The organism is Serratia sp. PGPR-27 (genome assembly GCF_022678525.1).
Lineage (GTDB): Bacteria > Pseudomonadota > Gammaproteobacteria > Enterobacterales > Enterobacteriaceae > Serratia > Serratia nematodiphila.
In genome coordinates this window covers 44,505-59,793 of the sequence record NZ_JALBYS010000005.1, presented here as the reverse complement: position 1 = coordinate 59,793, position 15,289 = coordinate 44,505, and the positions used below count along the sequence as shown (strand labels likewise).

Sequence of the window (15,289 nt, the reverse complement as noted above, 5' to 3'; positions counted from 1 at the left end):
TTATGAAACCCGGCATCCATCCCGATTATCGCACCGTGGTGTTCCACGACGTCAGCGCCAATGCCTACTTCAAAGTGGGATCGACCATCAAAACCGATCGCACTATCGAACTGGACGGCGAAAGCTGGCCGTATGTCACCCTCGACGTCTCTTCCGCTTCGCATCCGTATTACACCGGTAAGCAGAAAGACTATTCCAAAGAAGGCAGCACGGCGCGCTTCCAGCAGCGCTTTGGCCGCTTTATCGGCAATAAGTAACAAGGAAACCCCATGCAGGTATTGAGTTCATTGCGTTCGGCGAAAAATCGCCATCCGGATTGCAAAGTCGTGCGTCGTCGTGGCCGCATCTATGTGATCTGTAAAAGCAATCCGCGATTCAAAGCGGTACAGGGACGTAAGAAAAAGCGTTAACTCCCAAGTGTCATCTGTCGCAAAGCCCCGTTGCTGCTCAACGGGGCTTTTTTTATGGCGAGAAAGTGCCTGCAAGCTGCCCCCCACCCGCGGGCGGGGGGCAGAGATTACTTCATGCTGCTCAGCAACGTGTCGACATTGTGTTTGAACGCCTGCTCATAGGTGGCCGCCGGGCCGCCAGCGCGGGAGAGCGCTTCAGGGTACAGCTCGCCGCCCGCCTTGGCGCCGGTGGCGGCGGCAATCTGCTTCACCAGCCGCGGATCGGTCTGGTTTTCGATAAAGTAAGCGTTAACCTTCTCCTGTTTAATCTGCTTAATCAGGCTCGCCACGTCGCTGGCGCTGGCTTCCGCTTCGGTGGAAAATCCGACCGGGGCAAGGAAGGTGACGCCATACTCTTGTCCAAAGTAGCCAAAAGCATCATGGCTGGTCAGCACCTTACGTTTCTGCGGCGGCACTGCGGCGAACTGGGTTTTGGCCCACAGATCCAGCTTTTGCAGCTGCTGAATGTAGTCGGCGCCGCGCTGGCGAAAATAGTTGGCATCCTCAGGATCGGCGGCGATCAGGGCGTTCATCACGTTGGTGGCGTACTGCACGCCGTTTTTCATGCTGTTCCAGGCGTGAGGATCGGTAATCGGTTTGCCATCCTCTTCCATCTGGCGGGTGTTGATGCCCTGTGAAGCGGTGATCACCTGCCCTTTATAACCCGAAGCCTTGACCAGGCGATCGATCCACCCTTCCAGCCCCAGGCCGCTGACGAACACCACATCGGCCTGCGCCAGCTTCTTGCCGTCCTGCGGTGAAGGCTCGAAACTGTGCGGATCGCCATCCGGCCCCACCAGCGTGCTGACCTTGACGTGATCGCCGCCCACCTGCTTGACGATATCTCCGAGAATGGAAAAGCTGGCGACGGCGTCGACAGTCTTCGCCATCGCCAATGGGCTGGCCAGCAGAGCAGCTACCGCCAGCGATATAGGTAAACGTTTCATATTTTCTCCTTGCAAATGGCACTCTCAACGGCGCGCAAAGGCGTAAATGCCTCCGCGCGTTCCAAACAGGATCGAGACAAAAAAGAGGATGCTGGCGCTGAGCACGATCGCCGGGCCGGCGGGAAGCGAAGCGTGATAGGACCACACCAGCCCAATCAGACTGGAAAGCGCGCCGATGCCCATCGCCGTCGCCAGCGTCTGCGGCAGATTGCGCGCCCAGAAGCGCGCGCTGGCGGCGGGCAACATCATTAACCCAACCGACATCAGGGTGCCGAGGATCTGGAATCCCGCCACCAGATTGACCACCACCAGCGCCAAAAACAGGCCGTGGATCAGCGCCAACCGGCGCGGCGCGTTAACGCGCAGGAAAGTGACGTCGAAGGATTCGATAACCAGCGCGCGGTACAGCGCCGCCAGCGCCAGCAGCGAAACCGAGGCGATCGCACCGACCATCAGCATCGCCTGCGCATCCACCGCCAGGATCGAACCGAACAACACGTGCAGCAGATCCACGCTGGAACCGCGCAACGAGACCAGCGTGACCCCCAGCGCCAGTGAGCCCAGATAGAATCCGGCGAAGCTGGCGTCCTCTTTCAGCGGCGTGCGGCGGCTCACCAGGCCGGACAGCATCGCCACCGCCAGCCCGGCGATAAAGCCGCCTACGCCCATCGCCACCAGCGACATGCCGGAAATCAGATAACCGATCGCCGCGCCGGGCAACACCGCGTGGGACAACGCATCCCCAACCAAGCTCATGCGGCGCAGCAACAGAAACACGCCCAGCGGGGCGGCACTGAGCGACAACGCCAGGCAGGCCATCAGCGCGCGGCGCATAAAACCGAAAGAGAGAAAAGGATCGATAAGCCCATGCAATAGCATCATGGCGTCACCGCCCGCAGATCCGGCAGCCGGTCGGCGGCGTGATACCTCGGCACCTGTTCCAGCACTTGCTCGGCCGCGCCCCAGTGGCAAGCCTGCGGCGTCAGCAACAGCGCCTGCGGAAAATGCTCGGCGACCATCGACATATCGTGCAGCACGGCGATCACCGTTTTCCCCTGCCGGTGCAGTTGCGCGATCGCCTGCAGCAGGATCTGCGTGGTGGCGCTGTCGATACCGGTGAAAGGTTCATCCAGCAAAATCAGCGGCGCCTGTTGGACCAGCAGGCGCGCAAACAACACCCGCTGCAGCTGGCCGCCGGAGAGCTCGCCCACCGGGCTGTGCGCCAGCGCACTCATGCCGACGCTCGCCAGCGCCTCATTAACCTGGCTCGCCGCATGCTTGTTCATACCGCCGAACATGCCGCTTTGCGGCCAACAGCCCATCGCCACCAGATCGCTTACCGCGATCGGGAACTGCCGATCCAGCTCCGCCTGCTGCGGTAAATAAGCTCTGCGCGGCGGCTTTCCGCCGCTGAAATTCAGGCTGCCGCCCATCGGCGGCAACAAACCGACGAGCGTTTTCAGCAATGTCGATTTTCCGGCCCCATTGACGCCCACCACCGCGGTTAACGAGCCGGCGGTAAACTGCCCGCTCAGCGGCGGGAAAAGCGGCGTGGCGCCATAGCCTAGCACCAGCTGACGCAGCATGATCATGGCAGCGATACCGCCCAAAAGATGCCGAGCCACAGCAGAGCCAGCAGCACAACGGCCCCCGCACAACGCGCGGCAGCGGAGGTGGTGAACAACGAATTCAGTGACGGCGCGGCGCCATGTCGTGAAGTGGGAATCAATGTGATGACCAAAATGACGGGTTAATAGTTACAATATAACATCACAACAACTGCCGTAGCTCAAGCTAGGGCGCGACAATAATGCAACGGAACGTAACAATCCCTAGCACAGCGGATCTCCCCCCGTCCTCCTTACAAAACCCAGGGATATTTCCATTCGGTTGGAATGTTGGCGTAAGGTAAAGAACAGCGGTAAATCGAAAAATTTACCGACGAGGGCGGAAAAGGAGTAAGATAAGCAGATAACATTGTTGTTGGCCGAGATTAATGCTTGTTACCCTTGCCTGTAACCTGGACGTCAACGCACTTTCTGTTAAAAAATTAAAGAAAGTGGTTCATGACAATATTGCGGAGTTAGTGCCGGCGCTGACCAGCGGACTCAGCTTTTATTCTGAAAGCGCACGCTATGCCGAAGATTCATTAGAAATACTTGATATAGTGCAGCAAGGTGACAGCGATTATTCAATGAGTTATCGTTATAAGTGGGGCATTTTTAATGCCTGCCTGGATATCAACAGCGAAGATATCATCAACGACAGCGTCCGGTTTCGAGTGACGGCGCGGGGTTTAATCTTCGACATCATTGATAACTCACGCCCATCAACTGCGGATGAATTGTAAGTTTAAGTAATAACTACAGGCCAAACGCGAAAAAATGATTTATATTCATTTTACGGGAAGTTTATTTAACCACCGTTAAGCTGCCTCCGTTCATGATGTAAATCAGCTTACTCACATAGTGTTATCACACCGCAATTAAGACTTACGGAGGGGATGATATGGATGAGTATTCGCCTAAGCGACACGACATTGCTCAGCTCAAATTCTTGTGCGAAAATTTGTATGATGAAGGTATCGCTACCCTGGGAGACAGTCATCATGGGTGGGTCAACGATCCGACGTCCTCCGTCAACCTGCAGCTTAATGAGTTGATCGAACATATCGCTTCGTTTGTGATGAGTTATAAAATTAAATACATGGACGAATCTGACCTGTCGGAGTTAGTCGAAGAATATCTCGACGATACCTATACGCTGTTCAGCAGCTATGGTATCAATGATTCCGACCTGCGCCGCTGGCAAAAAACCAAGGCGAGATTATTCAGAATGTTCTCAGGAGAGGACATCTGTACGACAATGAAAACTTAGGGGATAATTATTCCCAAGCTATTTTACGGTTATTAAACTAAAGGCCACCATGACTAAAACCGACTATCTGATGCGTTTACGTAAATGCACCACGATTGATACTCTCGAACGTGTTATTGAGAAAAATAAGTACGAGCTTTCCGATGATGAACTGGAGCTGTTTTACTCAGCGGCAGATCATCGTCTGGCAGAGCTCACCATGAACAAACTGTATGACAAAATCCCCACCTCCGTTTGGAAATATGTCAGATAATCAGCCCCCAACGCGTTGAGCCGATGCTTTTATCGGCTTCAATGTTCAAGTTGAATACGTACTTTTCCTATTGACAGTAAAACTTCACTTGCGTTCCCTCTTCCGATAATAATATTGCGCGGAAACAATTTTCTTTTTTAATCGAGACAGGTTATCTCATCGCCCGCCTCACTGTGCCCGCTCCCCAGAACCGCTAATTCATTATCCAAAAGAATTGAAGGCGGGAAGAAAAGAAATGCGTGTCGCTCTGCCTGATGACAGAAATGGATAATAGATACGTGGAGGAGAGGTGGCAAAAGCGCGGATTGGCGAAGCCCAAATGGGTGGGGACCCTGCCAGCTACATCCCGGCACACACGTCACCTGCTGCGGCTGCTTCCTTCCGGACCTGACCGAGTTCACAAGTTAGTGTTGCGGGAGAACCAACAGGGCCCCCATTGACGGCTTCTGTACTCCGAAGCGGTGGGCATTATCGGCGATGCCCCACCAAATAGCAAGCCAACCGGGGCCAACCGCTGTTTTCTTGCCCACCTGCATTGTGGCACACTCTTCGCCTGGATTTTGATTCGCGCAGGAACAGCAATATGCAACCAGAAGACGCCTCTTTCAGCCAGCGGGTTTTCCATATCGTGGCCGCCATTCCTTACGGCAAAGTCACCACTTACGGTGAAGTCGCCCGGCTGGCCGGCTCGCCGCGCGCCGCGCGTCAGGTTGGCGGCGTGCTGCGGCGTTTGCCGGAAGGCAGCACGCTGCCCTGGCACCGGGTGATCAACCGCCACGGACAGATCTCGCAGCAGGGGGAGGATTTTCAACGGCAACGGCAGGCACTGCTAGCGGAGGGGATAATTTTCGGCCCGCACAGCACGGTCGATTTCGAACGCTACGGCTGGCGCTGGTAAAACAAAACAGCCTTTGGCCGAAGCGCAAAGGCTGTTGATTTCATCTTGCTGTACCGCAGTAAGTTTACTGCATGGCGGTTGGCGCAGCCTGCATCGGCACGCCCTGCACCGGAACCAGCAGCAGATCGGCGCGGGTGCCGTTGCGGTTAACCACTTCCTGGATGGTGTCGGTAATGAACATCAGGCGCCCGTTGACCGTCACCGCTGCGCTCAGAATGATGCGCGCATTCGGTTGGATGTCGGACGGGTTGTACGGCAGCGTAAAGCTGAATGGCGCCTGCTGTCCTTCAGTACGCACCGCGCGCTGTGCAATCACTTTGGACGGCGCATCTGCCAGCGAAGCGTCAGAGAGGGTGACCGTCAGTACGGCGTCCGGCGGCAGCGCAATGCGCTGACGTATATTAACCGAACCTGTCACCGCCGGGCCCTGAATCTGCGTTTGCGCAGCCGCCGGGTTACCGGCCGTCTGTGTAGGCACATCGGCACTCTTTTGCGCGCATCCTGCCAGCGTGATCGTCAGTGCCGCGGCACCGCCTACGATTTGCCAGAGTTTCATGGATCGGTCTCCTTTTTTATTATCAACATGTTGGTGGCTTTCACCACCTCACCTATTAAACCTAGCACAAAACACTGATAAATCCACTTTACCCCGCCTATTAATCACTTAAACAGCCCAAGGCGTCCATGATTAAGAGCATTCTCATCGGCCCCTTAACGCAAAATGTTGACGCCGCGCCGTGATATTCCGCACACTGCGCAAAATGATTATTAGAAAGGTAACAACTTTATGAGCCAGGCATTGCAAAACCTCCTCGATCTGCTGGATCTGGAGAAAATCGAAGAAGGGTTGTTCCGCGGTCAGAGTGAAGATCTGGGGCTGCGCCAGGTGTTCGGCGGGCAGGTGGTCGGCCAGGCGTTGTACGCCGCCAAACAGACGGTGCCGGACGAACGCAGCGTGCATTCGTTCCACAGTTACTTCCTGCGCCCGGGCGACAGCAGCAAGCCTATCGTTTACGACGTGGAAACCCTGCGCGACGGCAACAGCTTCAGCGCCCGTCGCGTCAGCGCCATCCAGCACGGCAAACCTATCTTCTATATGACCGCCTCCTTCCAGAGCCCGGAAGAAGGTTTCGAGCACCAGAACCAGATGCCGGACGTGCCGCCGCCGGAAGGGCTGCTGTCTGAGTCAGAGATCGCCCAGAAGCTGGCGCATATGCTGCCGGAAAAAGTGCGCGAAAAATTCATCGGCCAGAAGCCGATCGAAATGCGCCCGGTGAAATTCCATAACCCGCTGAAAGGCAGCGTGGAAGAACCGCATCGCTACGTGTGGTTCCGCGCCAACGGCAGCATGCCGGACGATCAGCGCATCCACCAATATCTGCTGGGCTACGCGTCGGACTTTAACTTCCTGCCGACGGCGCTGCAGCCGCACGGCGTCGGTTTCCTCGAGCCGGGCATGCAGGTGGCCACCATTGACCACTCAATGTGGTTCCACCGTCCGTTCCGCATGGATGACTGGCTGCTGTACGCAGTGGAGAGCTCCTCCGCCTCCGGCGCACGGGGCTTTGTGCGCGGCCAGATTTATACCCGCGACGGCGTACTGGTCGCCACCACCGTGCAGGAAGGGGTGATTCGCCAACGCGACGCCTGATCCGCAGCATAAAGAAAGGGGCGATGTTTCCATCGCCCCTTTTGGCTTCATCATTATTTTAGTCTTTAGCGCACTGCCCTGCTTTGAGCCTTACTGGTTGTAGGCGCTCTCGCCGTGGCTGTTGACGTCCAGCCCCTCGCGTTCCTGCTCCTCCGGCACTCTCAATCCCACCATGGCGCCCGCGATCTTGAAGGCGATAAAGGCGGCGACGCTCGACCACACCAGCGTGATCAGCACGCTCACCAGTTGGATCCAGACCTGATGGCCCATCGTCACCCCTTCGGCGTAACCGGTGCCGCCCAGTGAAGAGGCGGTGAACACCCCGGTCAACAGGCAGCCGACGATGCCGCACACCCCGTGCACACCGAACACGTCGCAGGTGTCGTCCACTTTCAGCCATTTTTTCAGCGTCACGACGCCCCACAGGCCGGCGACGCCGCCCACCAGGCCGATGATCAACGCCCCGCCCACGCCCACGGTACCCGCCGCCGGCGTCACTGCTACCAGCCCGGCGATCATGCCGGAGCAGGCGCCCAGCAATGAAGGCTTGCCGCGCAGCACCCACTCGGCGAAGGTCCAGGAGAGAATGGCGCCCGCAGTGGCAACCACGGTGTTGAGGAATGCCAGAGCCGCAATGCCGTTGGCCGCGCTGGCGGAACCGGCATTGAAGCCGAACCAGCCGATATACAGGATGGACGCTCCGGTAAACACCATCGGCAGGTTGTGCGGTTTGAAGGCCTCTTTACCGAAGCCGGCGCGCTTGCCAATCAGGTAGGCGCCGATCAACCCGGCGCTGGCGGCGTTGATGTGCACCACGGTGCCGCCGGCGAAGTCCAAGGCGCCGTCGGCGGCCAGGTAACCGCCGCCCCACACCATGTGCGCGATCGGCAGATAAGACAGCGTGAACCAGAGGATCGCGAAGATCAGCACCGCCGAGAAGCGAATGCGTTCGGCGAAGCCACCCACCACCAGCGCCACGGTGATACAGGCGAAGGAAGCCTGGAAGGCGACGTGGATCATCTGGCTGATGCTGCCGGTGACGCTGTCGATGCCGATGCCTTTCAGCATCGCCGTCTGGAATCCGCCGAACACCGCATTGCCCTCGCTGAACGCCAGGCTATAGCCATACAACACCCACAGCACGCAGACCAGCGCGAAGGTGACGGTGACCTGCGTCAGCATCGACAGCACGTTTTTGCCGCGCAGCAGGCCGCCGTAAAACAGCGCGATGCCGGGCAGCGTCATGAACAGCACCAACGCGGTGCAGATCATCATAAAGGCGTTGTCGGCCTTATCGGCGACCGCCGGGGCGGCCAGGGCCAAAGAAGGAACCAGGGTTACCGAACTCAGGCCCAACATGGATAACAGTCTTTTCATTATCAATCATCCCCATCACTTAACTGAGTTCGCGGTTACAGTGCCGATTCGTCGGTTTCGCCGGTGCGAATACGGATCACGCGTTGCAATTCGGCAACGAAAATTTTGCCGTCGCCGATTTTGCCGGTGTAGGCGGCTTTGCTAATGACATCAACCACTTCATCCAACTGATCGTCGGCGATGGCGATATCGATTTTGACCTTGGGCAGGAAGTTGACGTTATATTCGGCGCCGCGATACAGCTCGGCGTGCCCTTTCTGGCGGCCAAAGCCCTTCACTTCGGTTACGGTCAACCCCTGAATGCCCACGGAGGACAAGGCCTCGCGCACGTCCTCCAGCTTGAACGGTTTGATTACCACGGTCACCAGCTTCATATTGCCTCTCCACGAATTAAGCCCAAACTCACCCCGGTACGCCTCATATGTAGCAAGGGCTGTGCCAAATTTTATTTTGCATGGCGATTCAGCGGATTAGCGAGCACGCGGGCGGCGCCGCGGCGCGGTGCAGTACCGATACCTTGAATGGGTTAAATAATGCGCACTGATTTGGTGCGCGTCGCGTCGAAAAAGTGCAGAAAGGGGGCGTAGCCTGGCGGAGTTGCCTGCTTGTGGTGCGTTGTGAAAAATAAGGGCCGCGATCGCGGCCCGTGGGATCAGGCGGGTTGGCTCTCGTCGCGCACCGCTTCCGCCAACTGCTCGCCCGCCAGCTGCAGCTGATACATCTGGTAGTAGCGCCCCTGCTGCGCCAGCAGCTGTTGATGGTTGCCCTGCTCCACCGCCTGGCCGCGATGCAGCACCAGAATGGAATCGGCATCGACGATCGTCGAGAGGCGGTGAGCGATCACCACCAGCGTGGTGTGCTCGCGGATCGCACGCAGCGCGCGCTGGATAGCCTGTTCGGTGCCCGAGTCGATATTGGCGGTCGCCTCGTCGAGGATCAGGATCTGCGGCGCCTGCACCAAGACCCGCGCCATCGCCAGCAGCTGTTTCTGCCCAACCGACAGGTTATTGCCCTGCTCCCCCAGCCGGGTATGGATACCCTGTGGGAAGCCACGCACCAGATCCGCCAGCTGCACCGTTTCCAGCGCCCGCCAAACGGCGTGTTCCTCGATATTGCGCCCCAACGTGACGTTGGCCAGCACCGAATCGGCGATCACCACCGGATCCTGCTGCACCATCGCCACACCCTGGCGCAGCGTGCGGTGCGACAAGCTGGAGATCGGGCGGCCATCGAGACGCACTTCTCCCTCGCTGACCGGGTAATAACCCATTAGCAGGTTGGCCAAGGTGCTCTTGCCGCTGCCGGTGTGCCCGACCAGCGCCACGAAGCCGCGCGACGGCACCGACAGCGAAATATGCTGCAGCACCTTTTTGTCCGCGCGGTAAGCGAAGCTCAGATCGGTGATGTCGATGCGGCCGCCGGCCAACGGACTATCGTCGGTACCGTAACTCTGCTGGCTGCGATCCATCAGTTCGAAAATACGTTCGCCGGCCACCACCGCCTGCTGCAGGATCGACTGTTGTGACGTCAGCTCGATCAACGGTTCGTTCAAACGCCCCAGGTAGTTGATGAAGGCATAGAGTACGCCGACGCCAATCACGCCTTCACCGCTGAAGCCGAACAACATCAGCAAACCGCACAGCACCAGCGCCGAAAACAGGCTGAGCAGCGGCCGCAGCAGGAAACCGTCGAGCCGCAGCGTCTGCATGCGCGCGAGATAGTGCGACTGGCTGGCGGCGCTCATGCGCTCGCCGAAGCGCACCTGCTGGCGGAATTGCTGGATCACGCCCATGCCGTTGATCACTTCGTTGAAGCCGTCGTTGATGTCCGCCAGATAACTGCGCACCCGGCGCACAATCGGCGTGCTGTAATATTGATAGATGCCCATCACCACGAACACCGCCGGGAAGATGCAGATAGCCACTAACGCCATGCGCCAGTCGAGGCTGAACATCGCCACCAGCATGGCGCCGATCAGCGCGGCGCTTTTCAGCACCGTGGAGACCACCATCACGTACAGGTCCTTGATCACTTCGGTGTCGTTGGTGACGCGCGAGATCAATTGCCCGACCGGTTGCGTGTCGAAGGCGCTGAGCGGCTGGCGCAGCGCGGCGTCCATCACGTCGGTGCGCAGCCGCTGCACCACGCCTACCGCCGCCTGGTTGAACAGCAGCGCCTGGAAGTAATGCAGCGCCGCCGCCAGCAGCTCCAGCAGAATGTAGGCCGCCGCCAGCCCGCCGACGATCATCAGCGGCAGTTGCCCTTTGGCGACGTAATTATCGATAAAATAGCTCACCAGGATCGGCCCGGCGACTTCCGCCGCCGCCGCCACCCACAGCATCAGCACCGCCACCCCCAACGGTTTGCGGTACGGCGAACCGTAGGCCAACAGGCGCTTCAGCGTCGGCCACAGCTTTTGCACTTTATTCATCGGCCAACGCCTCCTCACCGTTTTCCGGCGCTTCGTCCAGCGCCGCTTCCAGCTGCTGATAGCGGTACATATCGCGATACCAGCCCGGCTGCGCCGCCAGCGCCGCCGGATCGCCGCGCTGCGCCACGCCGCCGTGCTGCATCACCAGGATTTCGCTGGCCTCGGTTAATGCCGACAGCCGGTGTGCGCTGATGATCACCGTGCGATCTTGCCCCCAGCTGCGCAGGTTGTGCAGGATCTGGTGTTCGGTACGGCCATCCACCGCCGATAGCGCATCGTCGAGGATCAGGATCTCCGCATCCAGCAGCAGCGCGCGCGCTATGGAGATGCGCTGTTTCTGTCCGCCCGACAGCATCACGCCGCGTTCGCCCACCTCGGTGTCATAGCCCTGCGGCAGCCGCAGAATGTCCTCATGGACGCTGGCCAACCGCGCCGCCTGTTCGATCTGCGCCTGCGTCGCCCCCGGATGACCCAGTGCGATGTTGTTCGCCACGGTATCGGAGAACAGGAACGGCGTTTGGCTCACCACCGACAGCCGCGAACGCCAGTCGTCGAGTTTGACCTGCGGCAACGGCAGGCCGTGATAGCGGATCTGCCCTTGATCGACGTCGAACTGGCGCTGGATCAGCGACAGCAGCGTCGATTTGCCGGCCCCGGTCGGCCCGCACAGCCCCAGCATTTGCCCTGGTTTCAGCGTTAGCGCCACATCGTGCAGCGCCGGATGCGAGTTTTCCGGGTAGTGGAACGCGCGGATATCCACCTCCAGCACGCCGCGCCCGGCCGGCAACGCCTGCGGGCCATCCTGCACCGCCGGCGCCTCGTCGAGCAGGCTGCGGATGCGGCTGTAGGCTGCGCTGCCGCGCTCGACGATATTGAACATCCAGGCCAGCGCCAGCATTGGCCAGATCATCAGGCCGAGGTACATCACAAAGCTGGTCAGTTGCCCGAGCGTCAGCGAACCGTTCACCACCATCCAGCTGCCGCCGCCGATGGCCAACAGGTTAGACGCGCCGATGGCGATATAAATGGTCGGATCGAAGCGCGCATCCACCCGCGCCACGTGCATGTTCTTGGCCCCGGTCTGCGCCGCGACGTCGGCGAAGCGGTTGGATTGGTGATCTTCCAGCCCGAAGGCCTTGATCATGCGGATGCTGGTCATGCTTTCCTGCGCCTGATCGTTCAGGCTGGAAAACGCCGCCTGCGCCGATTTAAAGCGCTGGTGCAGCTGGTCGCCGTAATATTTGATGGCGATCGCCATCAGCGGCATCGGGATTAACGCCAACACCGTCAGCTGCCAGCTGATTTGGGTGCTCATCACCACCAGCACCACCACCCCCATCACCAGCGAATCCACCAACGTCAGCACGCCTTCACCGGCGGCGAACACCACGCGATCCACATCGTTGGTGGCGCGCGCCATCAGGTCGCCAGTGCGATGACGCAGGTAGAACGCCGGGTTTTGTCGGCTGAGCTGGCGGTAAAAGTTTTCGCGCAGTTCGACCGCCAGCTGGTAGGAAGCGCCGAACAGCAGCACCCGCCACACATAGCGCAGCAGATAAACGACGATCGCGGTGCCGATCATCAGCCCGAGCCAGGCCAACAGCACGCCGGTGGACATCTGTTTTTCGGTGACGCCGTCCACGATGATGCCGACCAGCTTAGGCGGCAACAGTTGCAGGATGGCGATGACGATCAGCAGCACCACCGCCCCGAGGTAGCGGCGCCACTCCCGGCGGAAGTACCAGCCGATTTGTGCAAATAATCTCACGCAGTTTGATTCCAGGATTTTATGGGATTTGTCTCTTTTTCTGCTTCAGCAGAGCAGGATACCACCGTTGAGCCGCCCGTCCGGTTAACTTTTCACTCCGGCACCGGCAGCGCGGTGGTGTATTTGATTTTTTCCATGGCAAAGCTCGAGGTGACGTCAATAAGGCCCGGTACGCCGTTCACCAGGCGCTTATAAAAGCCGTCGTAGCTTTTCATGTCCGCCACTTCGACCTGCATCAGGTAGTCGTACTCCCCCGCCATCCGGTAGAACGCCAGCACCTCGGGCATCTGGCTGGTCAGCTGCACAAACGCCTGATACCACTCGCTGCTGTGCTGCTGGGTCTTGATCAGCACGAACGCCGTCAGCCCCAGGCCGAGCTTTTCGTTATCCAGCAAGGCCACCCGGCCGCGGATATAGCCTTCGTCTTCCAGGCGCTTCAGCCGTTTCCAGCAAGGCGTCGAAGTCAAATTGACCGCATCGGCCAGCGCCTGCAGCGACTGGGTGCAATCTTGCTGCAGCATGCACAGCAGCTTACGGTCTGTTTTATCTAACATAGCGGCCACCCGGAGAAAAATTTTCTCCCATTAGGCGATTAAACAGGGAAAATGGCAATCCTTTTTTCCCGCCGACAGGCTATGCTACGCCATAAACCAGCCCCCTATTCTGAGGCCATATCATGACAAACTCTTGGGTAAAATATGCTATCGGTGAGATAGAAGCGGATTTTCAGCGCTCCGCCGATACGCACCTGATTCGCCTGAACCTGCCGGCGTTTCCCGGCATCTGCCTGTACCTGAAAGATGAGAGCACCCACCCGACCGGTAGCCTGAAACACCGCCTGGCGCGCTCGCTGTTCCTTTATGGCCTGTGCAACGGCTGGATCACCGAGAACACCACCATCATCGAGGCCTCTTCCGGCAGCACCGCGGTCTCCGAAGCCTACTTCGCCCGTCTGATCGGCCTGCCATTCATCGCGGTGATGCCGTCCTGCACCGCGCGCCGCAAGGTGGAGCAGATCGCCTTTTACGGCGGCCGCTGTCATTTCGTCGATCACGCCGCCCAGATCTACGCTGCCTCCGAACAGCTGGCGAAAGAGCTGAACGGCCACTATATGGATCAGTTCACCTACGCCGAGCGCGCCACCGACTGGCGCGGCAACAACAATATCGCCGACAGCATCTTCCGCCAGATGGCGCGCGAACCTTTCCCGGTGCCGAAACACATCGTGATGAGCGCCGGCACCGGCGGCACCTCTGCCACGCTGGGGCGCTACATCCGCTATCAGGGGCACGACACCCAATTGACGGTGGTTGATCCGGAAAACTCGGTGTTCTATGACTGCTTCCACCACGGCGATCGCACCCTGATCGGCAGCTGCGGCAGCCGTATCGAAGGCATCGGCCGCCCGCGCGCCGAGCCGTCGTTCATCCCTTCGGTGGTCGACAACATGCTGCGCGTGCCGGATGCCGCCAGCGTCGCCACCATTCACTGGCTGGAAGGCGTGCTGGGCCGCAAGGTTGGCGCCTCTACCGGCACCAACGTTTGGGGTGCGCTGCAGTTGGCGAAGCAGATGCGGGAAAACGGCGAGCAAGGGGCGATCGTCACCCTGCTGTGCGACAGCGGCGAGCGTTATCTGGATACCTATTACAACCCGGATTGGGTCAGCAACAACATCGGCGATCTGCAGCCGTATCTCGCGCAGCTGGCGGATTTGTAACGCCAGGCTTCGGGTAAAAAAAAGCCGGGTAGTCATACCCGGCCGGCTGTAAGGAGAACCTCATTCTTCGGGGGAATAGGTGAGGCAAGGTGAACGCAGCCAATGTTGTAAATAGTGAGCCACCGCCTGTTGTTGGCAATGGCCGATAACCGGTAGCTGCGGCAGCAGGGATTTCAGCTGCGGCAGGGCGTTGCCCATCACCACGCCGTGCCCCACCGCTCCCAGCATCTCTTTGTCGTTCATCGCGTCGCCGAACGCCATGCAGTCGGCCATCGTCAGCCCCAGATGACAGCTCAGCCGCTCCAGCGCCGTGCCTTTGTTGCAACCGAGCGGCAGCACCTCCAGACAGTCGTAGGCGGAAAAGCACAGGTCTGCCTCGTCGCCCAATTGCGCCCGCAGCTGCACCTGCAACGCCAGCAACTCCTCATGTGGCGCGACAAAGCACACCTTGCTGTTGCCGAACGCCGGCAGACGGCGCACATCGGCCAGTTGAAAACGAAAACCGCTCAGGTGATGCGCCCGCAGCATCTCTTCCGGCACGGGAAACTCGGTCAGCCAACCTTCGTCGCGGAATACATGCATGCTGGCGCGAGTGCGCCAATGATGATGCAGCACCTCTTCGGCCACCGCCGCCGGCAGGTCGGTGGCGTGCAGCTGTTGGCCGCGGTTGTCATATACCCGCGTGCCGTTGCCGGTGATCAGGTACCCCTGCAGCCCCAGTTGCGCCATGATCGGTTGCGCATCGAGGTAGTGGCGCCCGGTGGCGAACGTCACCACCATCTCCCGCTCCACCAGCTGGTTCAGCACCGCCAGCGTTTCCGGGCCAACCCGGTGATCCGGCATCAACAGCGTGCCGTCCATATCGAAAGCTGCCAGGCGATACATAAAGACCTCATGAATGTGAACACGATTACAATCACT

General features: G+C 59.2%; 18 protein-coding genes and 1 other RNA gene. 8 read left to right on the top strand and 11 right to left on the bottom strand.

Annotated features, from left to right (window positions below):
* Positions 1–2: 2 nt before the first annotated feature.
* Both MMS95_RS04430 and ykgO read left to right on the top strand, forming a co-directional pair.
* The gene (locus MMS95_RS04430; protein ID WP_004940303.1) at positions 3–257 is read left to right on the top strand and encodes a type B 50S ribosomal protein L31; all 255 of its coding nucleotides are present in this window, start codon (positions 3–5) and stop codon (positions 255–257) included.
* Positions 258–269: 12 nt separating this feature from the next.
* A complete protein-coding gene (gene ykgO, locus MMS95_RS04425) occupies positions 270–410 on the top strand; it encodes a type B 50S ribosomal protein L36 (RefSeq protein WP_004940304.1) in 141 nt (46 codons plus the stop codon).
* Positions 411–517: 107 nt separating this feature from the next.
* Here ykgO and MMS95_RS04420 read toward each other — a convergent pair whose 3' ends face one another.
* From MMS95_RS04420 to MMS95_RS04410, 3 genes are read right to left on the bottom strand one after another with little or no spacing between them, the layout of a single operon-like run.
* Positions 518–1,396 carry a metal ABC transporter substrate-binding protein gene (locus tag MMS95_RS04420; RefSeq protein WP_049278666.1) on the bottom strand — a complete coding sequence of 293 codons (879 nt, stop codon included), beginning with the start codon at positions 1,394–1,396 and terminating at the stop codon, positions 518–520.
* A gap of 24 nt (positions 1,397–1,420) precedes the next feature.
* Positions 1,421–2,278: a metal ABC transporter permease gene (locus MMS95_RS04415; RefSeq protein ID WP_004940309.1), complete on the bottom strand. Its 858-nt coding sequence runs from the start codon at positions 2,276–2,278 to the stop codon at positions 1,421–1,423.
* Complete coding sequence (locus tag MMS95_RS04410; protein WP_099982378.1) at positions 2,275–2,988, bottom strand: ABC transporter ATP-binding protein; 714 nt, start codon at positions 2,986–2,988, stop codon at positions 2,275–2,277. The genes MMS95_RS04415 and MMS95_RS04410 overlap by 4 nt, the downstream gene beginning before the upstream one ends.
* A gap of 404 nt (positions 2,989–3,392) precedes the next feature.
* On the opposite strand from MMS95_RS04410, the gene MMS95_RS04405 reads away from it, so the two are divergent.
* From MMS95_RS04405 to MMS95_RS04395, 3 genes are all read left to right on the top strand, one after another.
* Positions 3,393–3,746: a hypothetical protein gene (locus MMS95_RS04405; protein ID WP_004940311.1), complete on the top strand. Its 354-nt coding sequence runs from the start codon at positions 3,393–3,395 to the stop codon at positions 3,744–3,746.
* 158 nt (positions 3,747–3,904) lie between these two features.
* The gene (gene tomB, locus MMS95_RS04400; RefSeq protein WP_004940312.1) at positions 3,905–4,273 is read left to right on the top strand and encodes an Hha toxicity modulator TomB; all 369 of its coding nucleotides are present in this window, start codon (positions 3,905–3,907) and stop codon (positions 4,271–4,273) included.
* Positions 4,274–4,322: 49 nt separating this feature from the next.
* On the top strand, positions 4,323–4,526 hold the full coding sequence (locus MMS95_RS04395; RefSeq protein WP_004940313.1) for an HHA domain-containing protein: 204 nt from the start codon (positions 4,323–4,325) through the stop codon (positions 4,524–4,526).
* A gap of 330 nt (positions 4,527–4,856) precedes the next feature.
* Here MMS95_RS04395 and ffs read toward each other — a convergent pair.
* An RNA gene (gene ffs / locus MMS95_RS04390) (signal recognition particle sRNA small type) lies at positions 4,857–4,953 on the bottom strand.
* Positions 4,954–5,109: 156 nt separating this feature from the next.
* On the opposite strand from ffs, the gene MMS95_RS04385 reads away from it, so the two are divergent.
* Entirely contained in the window at positions 5,110–5,424 is a 315-nt protein-coding gene (locus tag MMS95_RS04385) for an MGMT family protein (RefSeq protein ID WP_015376856.1), read from the top strand.
* 64 nt (positions 5,425–5,488) lie between these two features.
* On the opposite strand, the gene MMS95_RS04380 is transcribed toward MMS95_RS04385, so the two are convergent.
* Positions 5,489–5,980, bottom strand: a complete 492-nt coding sequence (locus MMS95_RS04380) for a YbaY family lipoprotein (RefSeq protein WP_015376855.1) — start codon at positions 5,978–5,980, stop codon at positions 5,489–5,491.
* A gap of 231 nt (positions 5,981–6,211) precedes the next feature.
* Here MMS95_RS04380 and tesB point away from each other — a divergent pair, with 231 nt between their 5' ends.
* A complete protein-coding gene (gene tesB, locus MMS95_RS04375; protein WP_015376854.1) occupies positions 6,212–7,075 on the top strand; it encodes an acyl-CoA thioesterase II in 864 nt (287 codons plus the stop codon).
* Positions 7,076–7,165: 90 nt separating this feature from the next.
* Here the strand turns inward: tesB and amtB are convergent, their stop codons facing one another.
* The 5 genes from amtB to MMS95_RS04350 form a co-directional block, all read right to left on the bottom strand.
* Positions 7,166–8,452: an ammonium transporter AmtB gene (amtB, locus tag MMS95_RS04370; protein WP_033633994.1), complete on the bottom strand. Its 1,287-nt coding sequence runs from the start codon at positions 8,450–8,452 to the stop codon at positions 7,166–7,168.
* Positions 8,453–8,487: 35 nt separating this feature from the next.
* Positions 8,488–8,826, bottom strand: coding sequence for a P-II family nitrogen regulator (gene glnK, locus MMS95_RS04365; RefSeq protein WP_004940327.1), 339 nt, complete (start codon positions 8,824–8,826; stop codon positions 8,488–8,490).
* A 278-nt stretch (positions 8,827–9,104) separates the two neighbouring features.
* Entirely contained in the window at positions 9,105–10,883 is a 1,779-nt protein-coding gene (smdB, locus tag MMS95_RS04360; protein WP_033633996.1) for a multidrug efflux ABC transporter permease/ATP-binding subunit SmdB, read from the bottom strand.
* Entirely contained in the window at positions 10,876–12,651 is a 1,776-nt protein-coding gene (smdA, locus tag MMS95_RS04355) for a multidrug efflux ABC transporter permease/ATP-binding subunit SmdA (RefSeq protein ID WP_242141414.1), read from the bottom strand. Before smdA ends, smdB begins: the two co-directional genes overlap by 8 nt.
* A gap of 92 nt (positions 12,652–12,743) precedes the next feature.
* Positions 12,744–13,205, bottom strand: coding sequence for an Lrp/AsnC family transcriptional regulator (locus MMS95_RS04350; protein ID WP_004940330.1), 462 nt, complete (start codon positions 13,203–13,205; stop codon positions 12,744–12,746).
* A gap of 122 nt (positions 13,206–13,327) precedes the next feature.
* Here MMS95_RS04350 and MMS95_RS04345 point away from each other — a divergent pair, with 122 nt between their 5' ends.
* A complete protein-coding gene (locus tag MMS95_RS04345; RefSeq protein WP_033633998.1) occupies positions 13,328–14,368 on the top strand; it encodes a PLP-dependent cysteine synthase family protein in 1,041 nt (346 codons plus the stop codon).
* Positions 14,369–14,428: 60 nt separating this feature from the next.
* Here MMS95_RS04345 and cof read toward each other — a convergent pair whose 3' ends face one another.
* Complete coding sequence (gene cof / locus MMS95_RS04340) at positions 14,429–15,253, bottom strand: HMP-PP phosphatase (protein ID WP_085336555.1); 825 nt, start codon at positions 15,251–15,253, stop codon at positions 14,429–14,431.
* Positions 15,254–15,289: the final 36 nt, after the last annotated feature.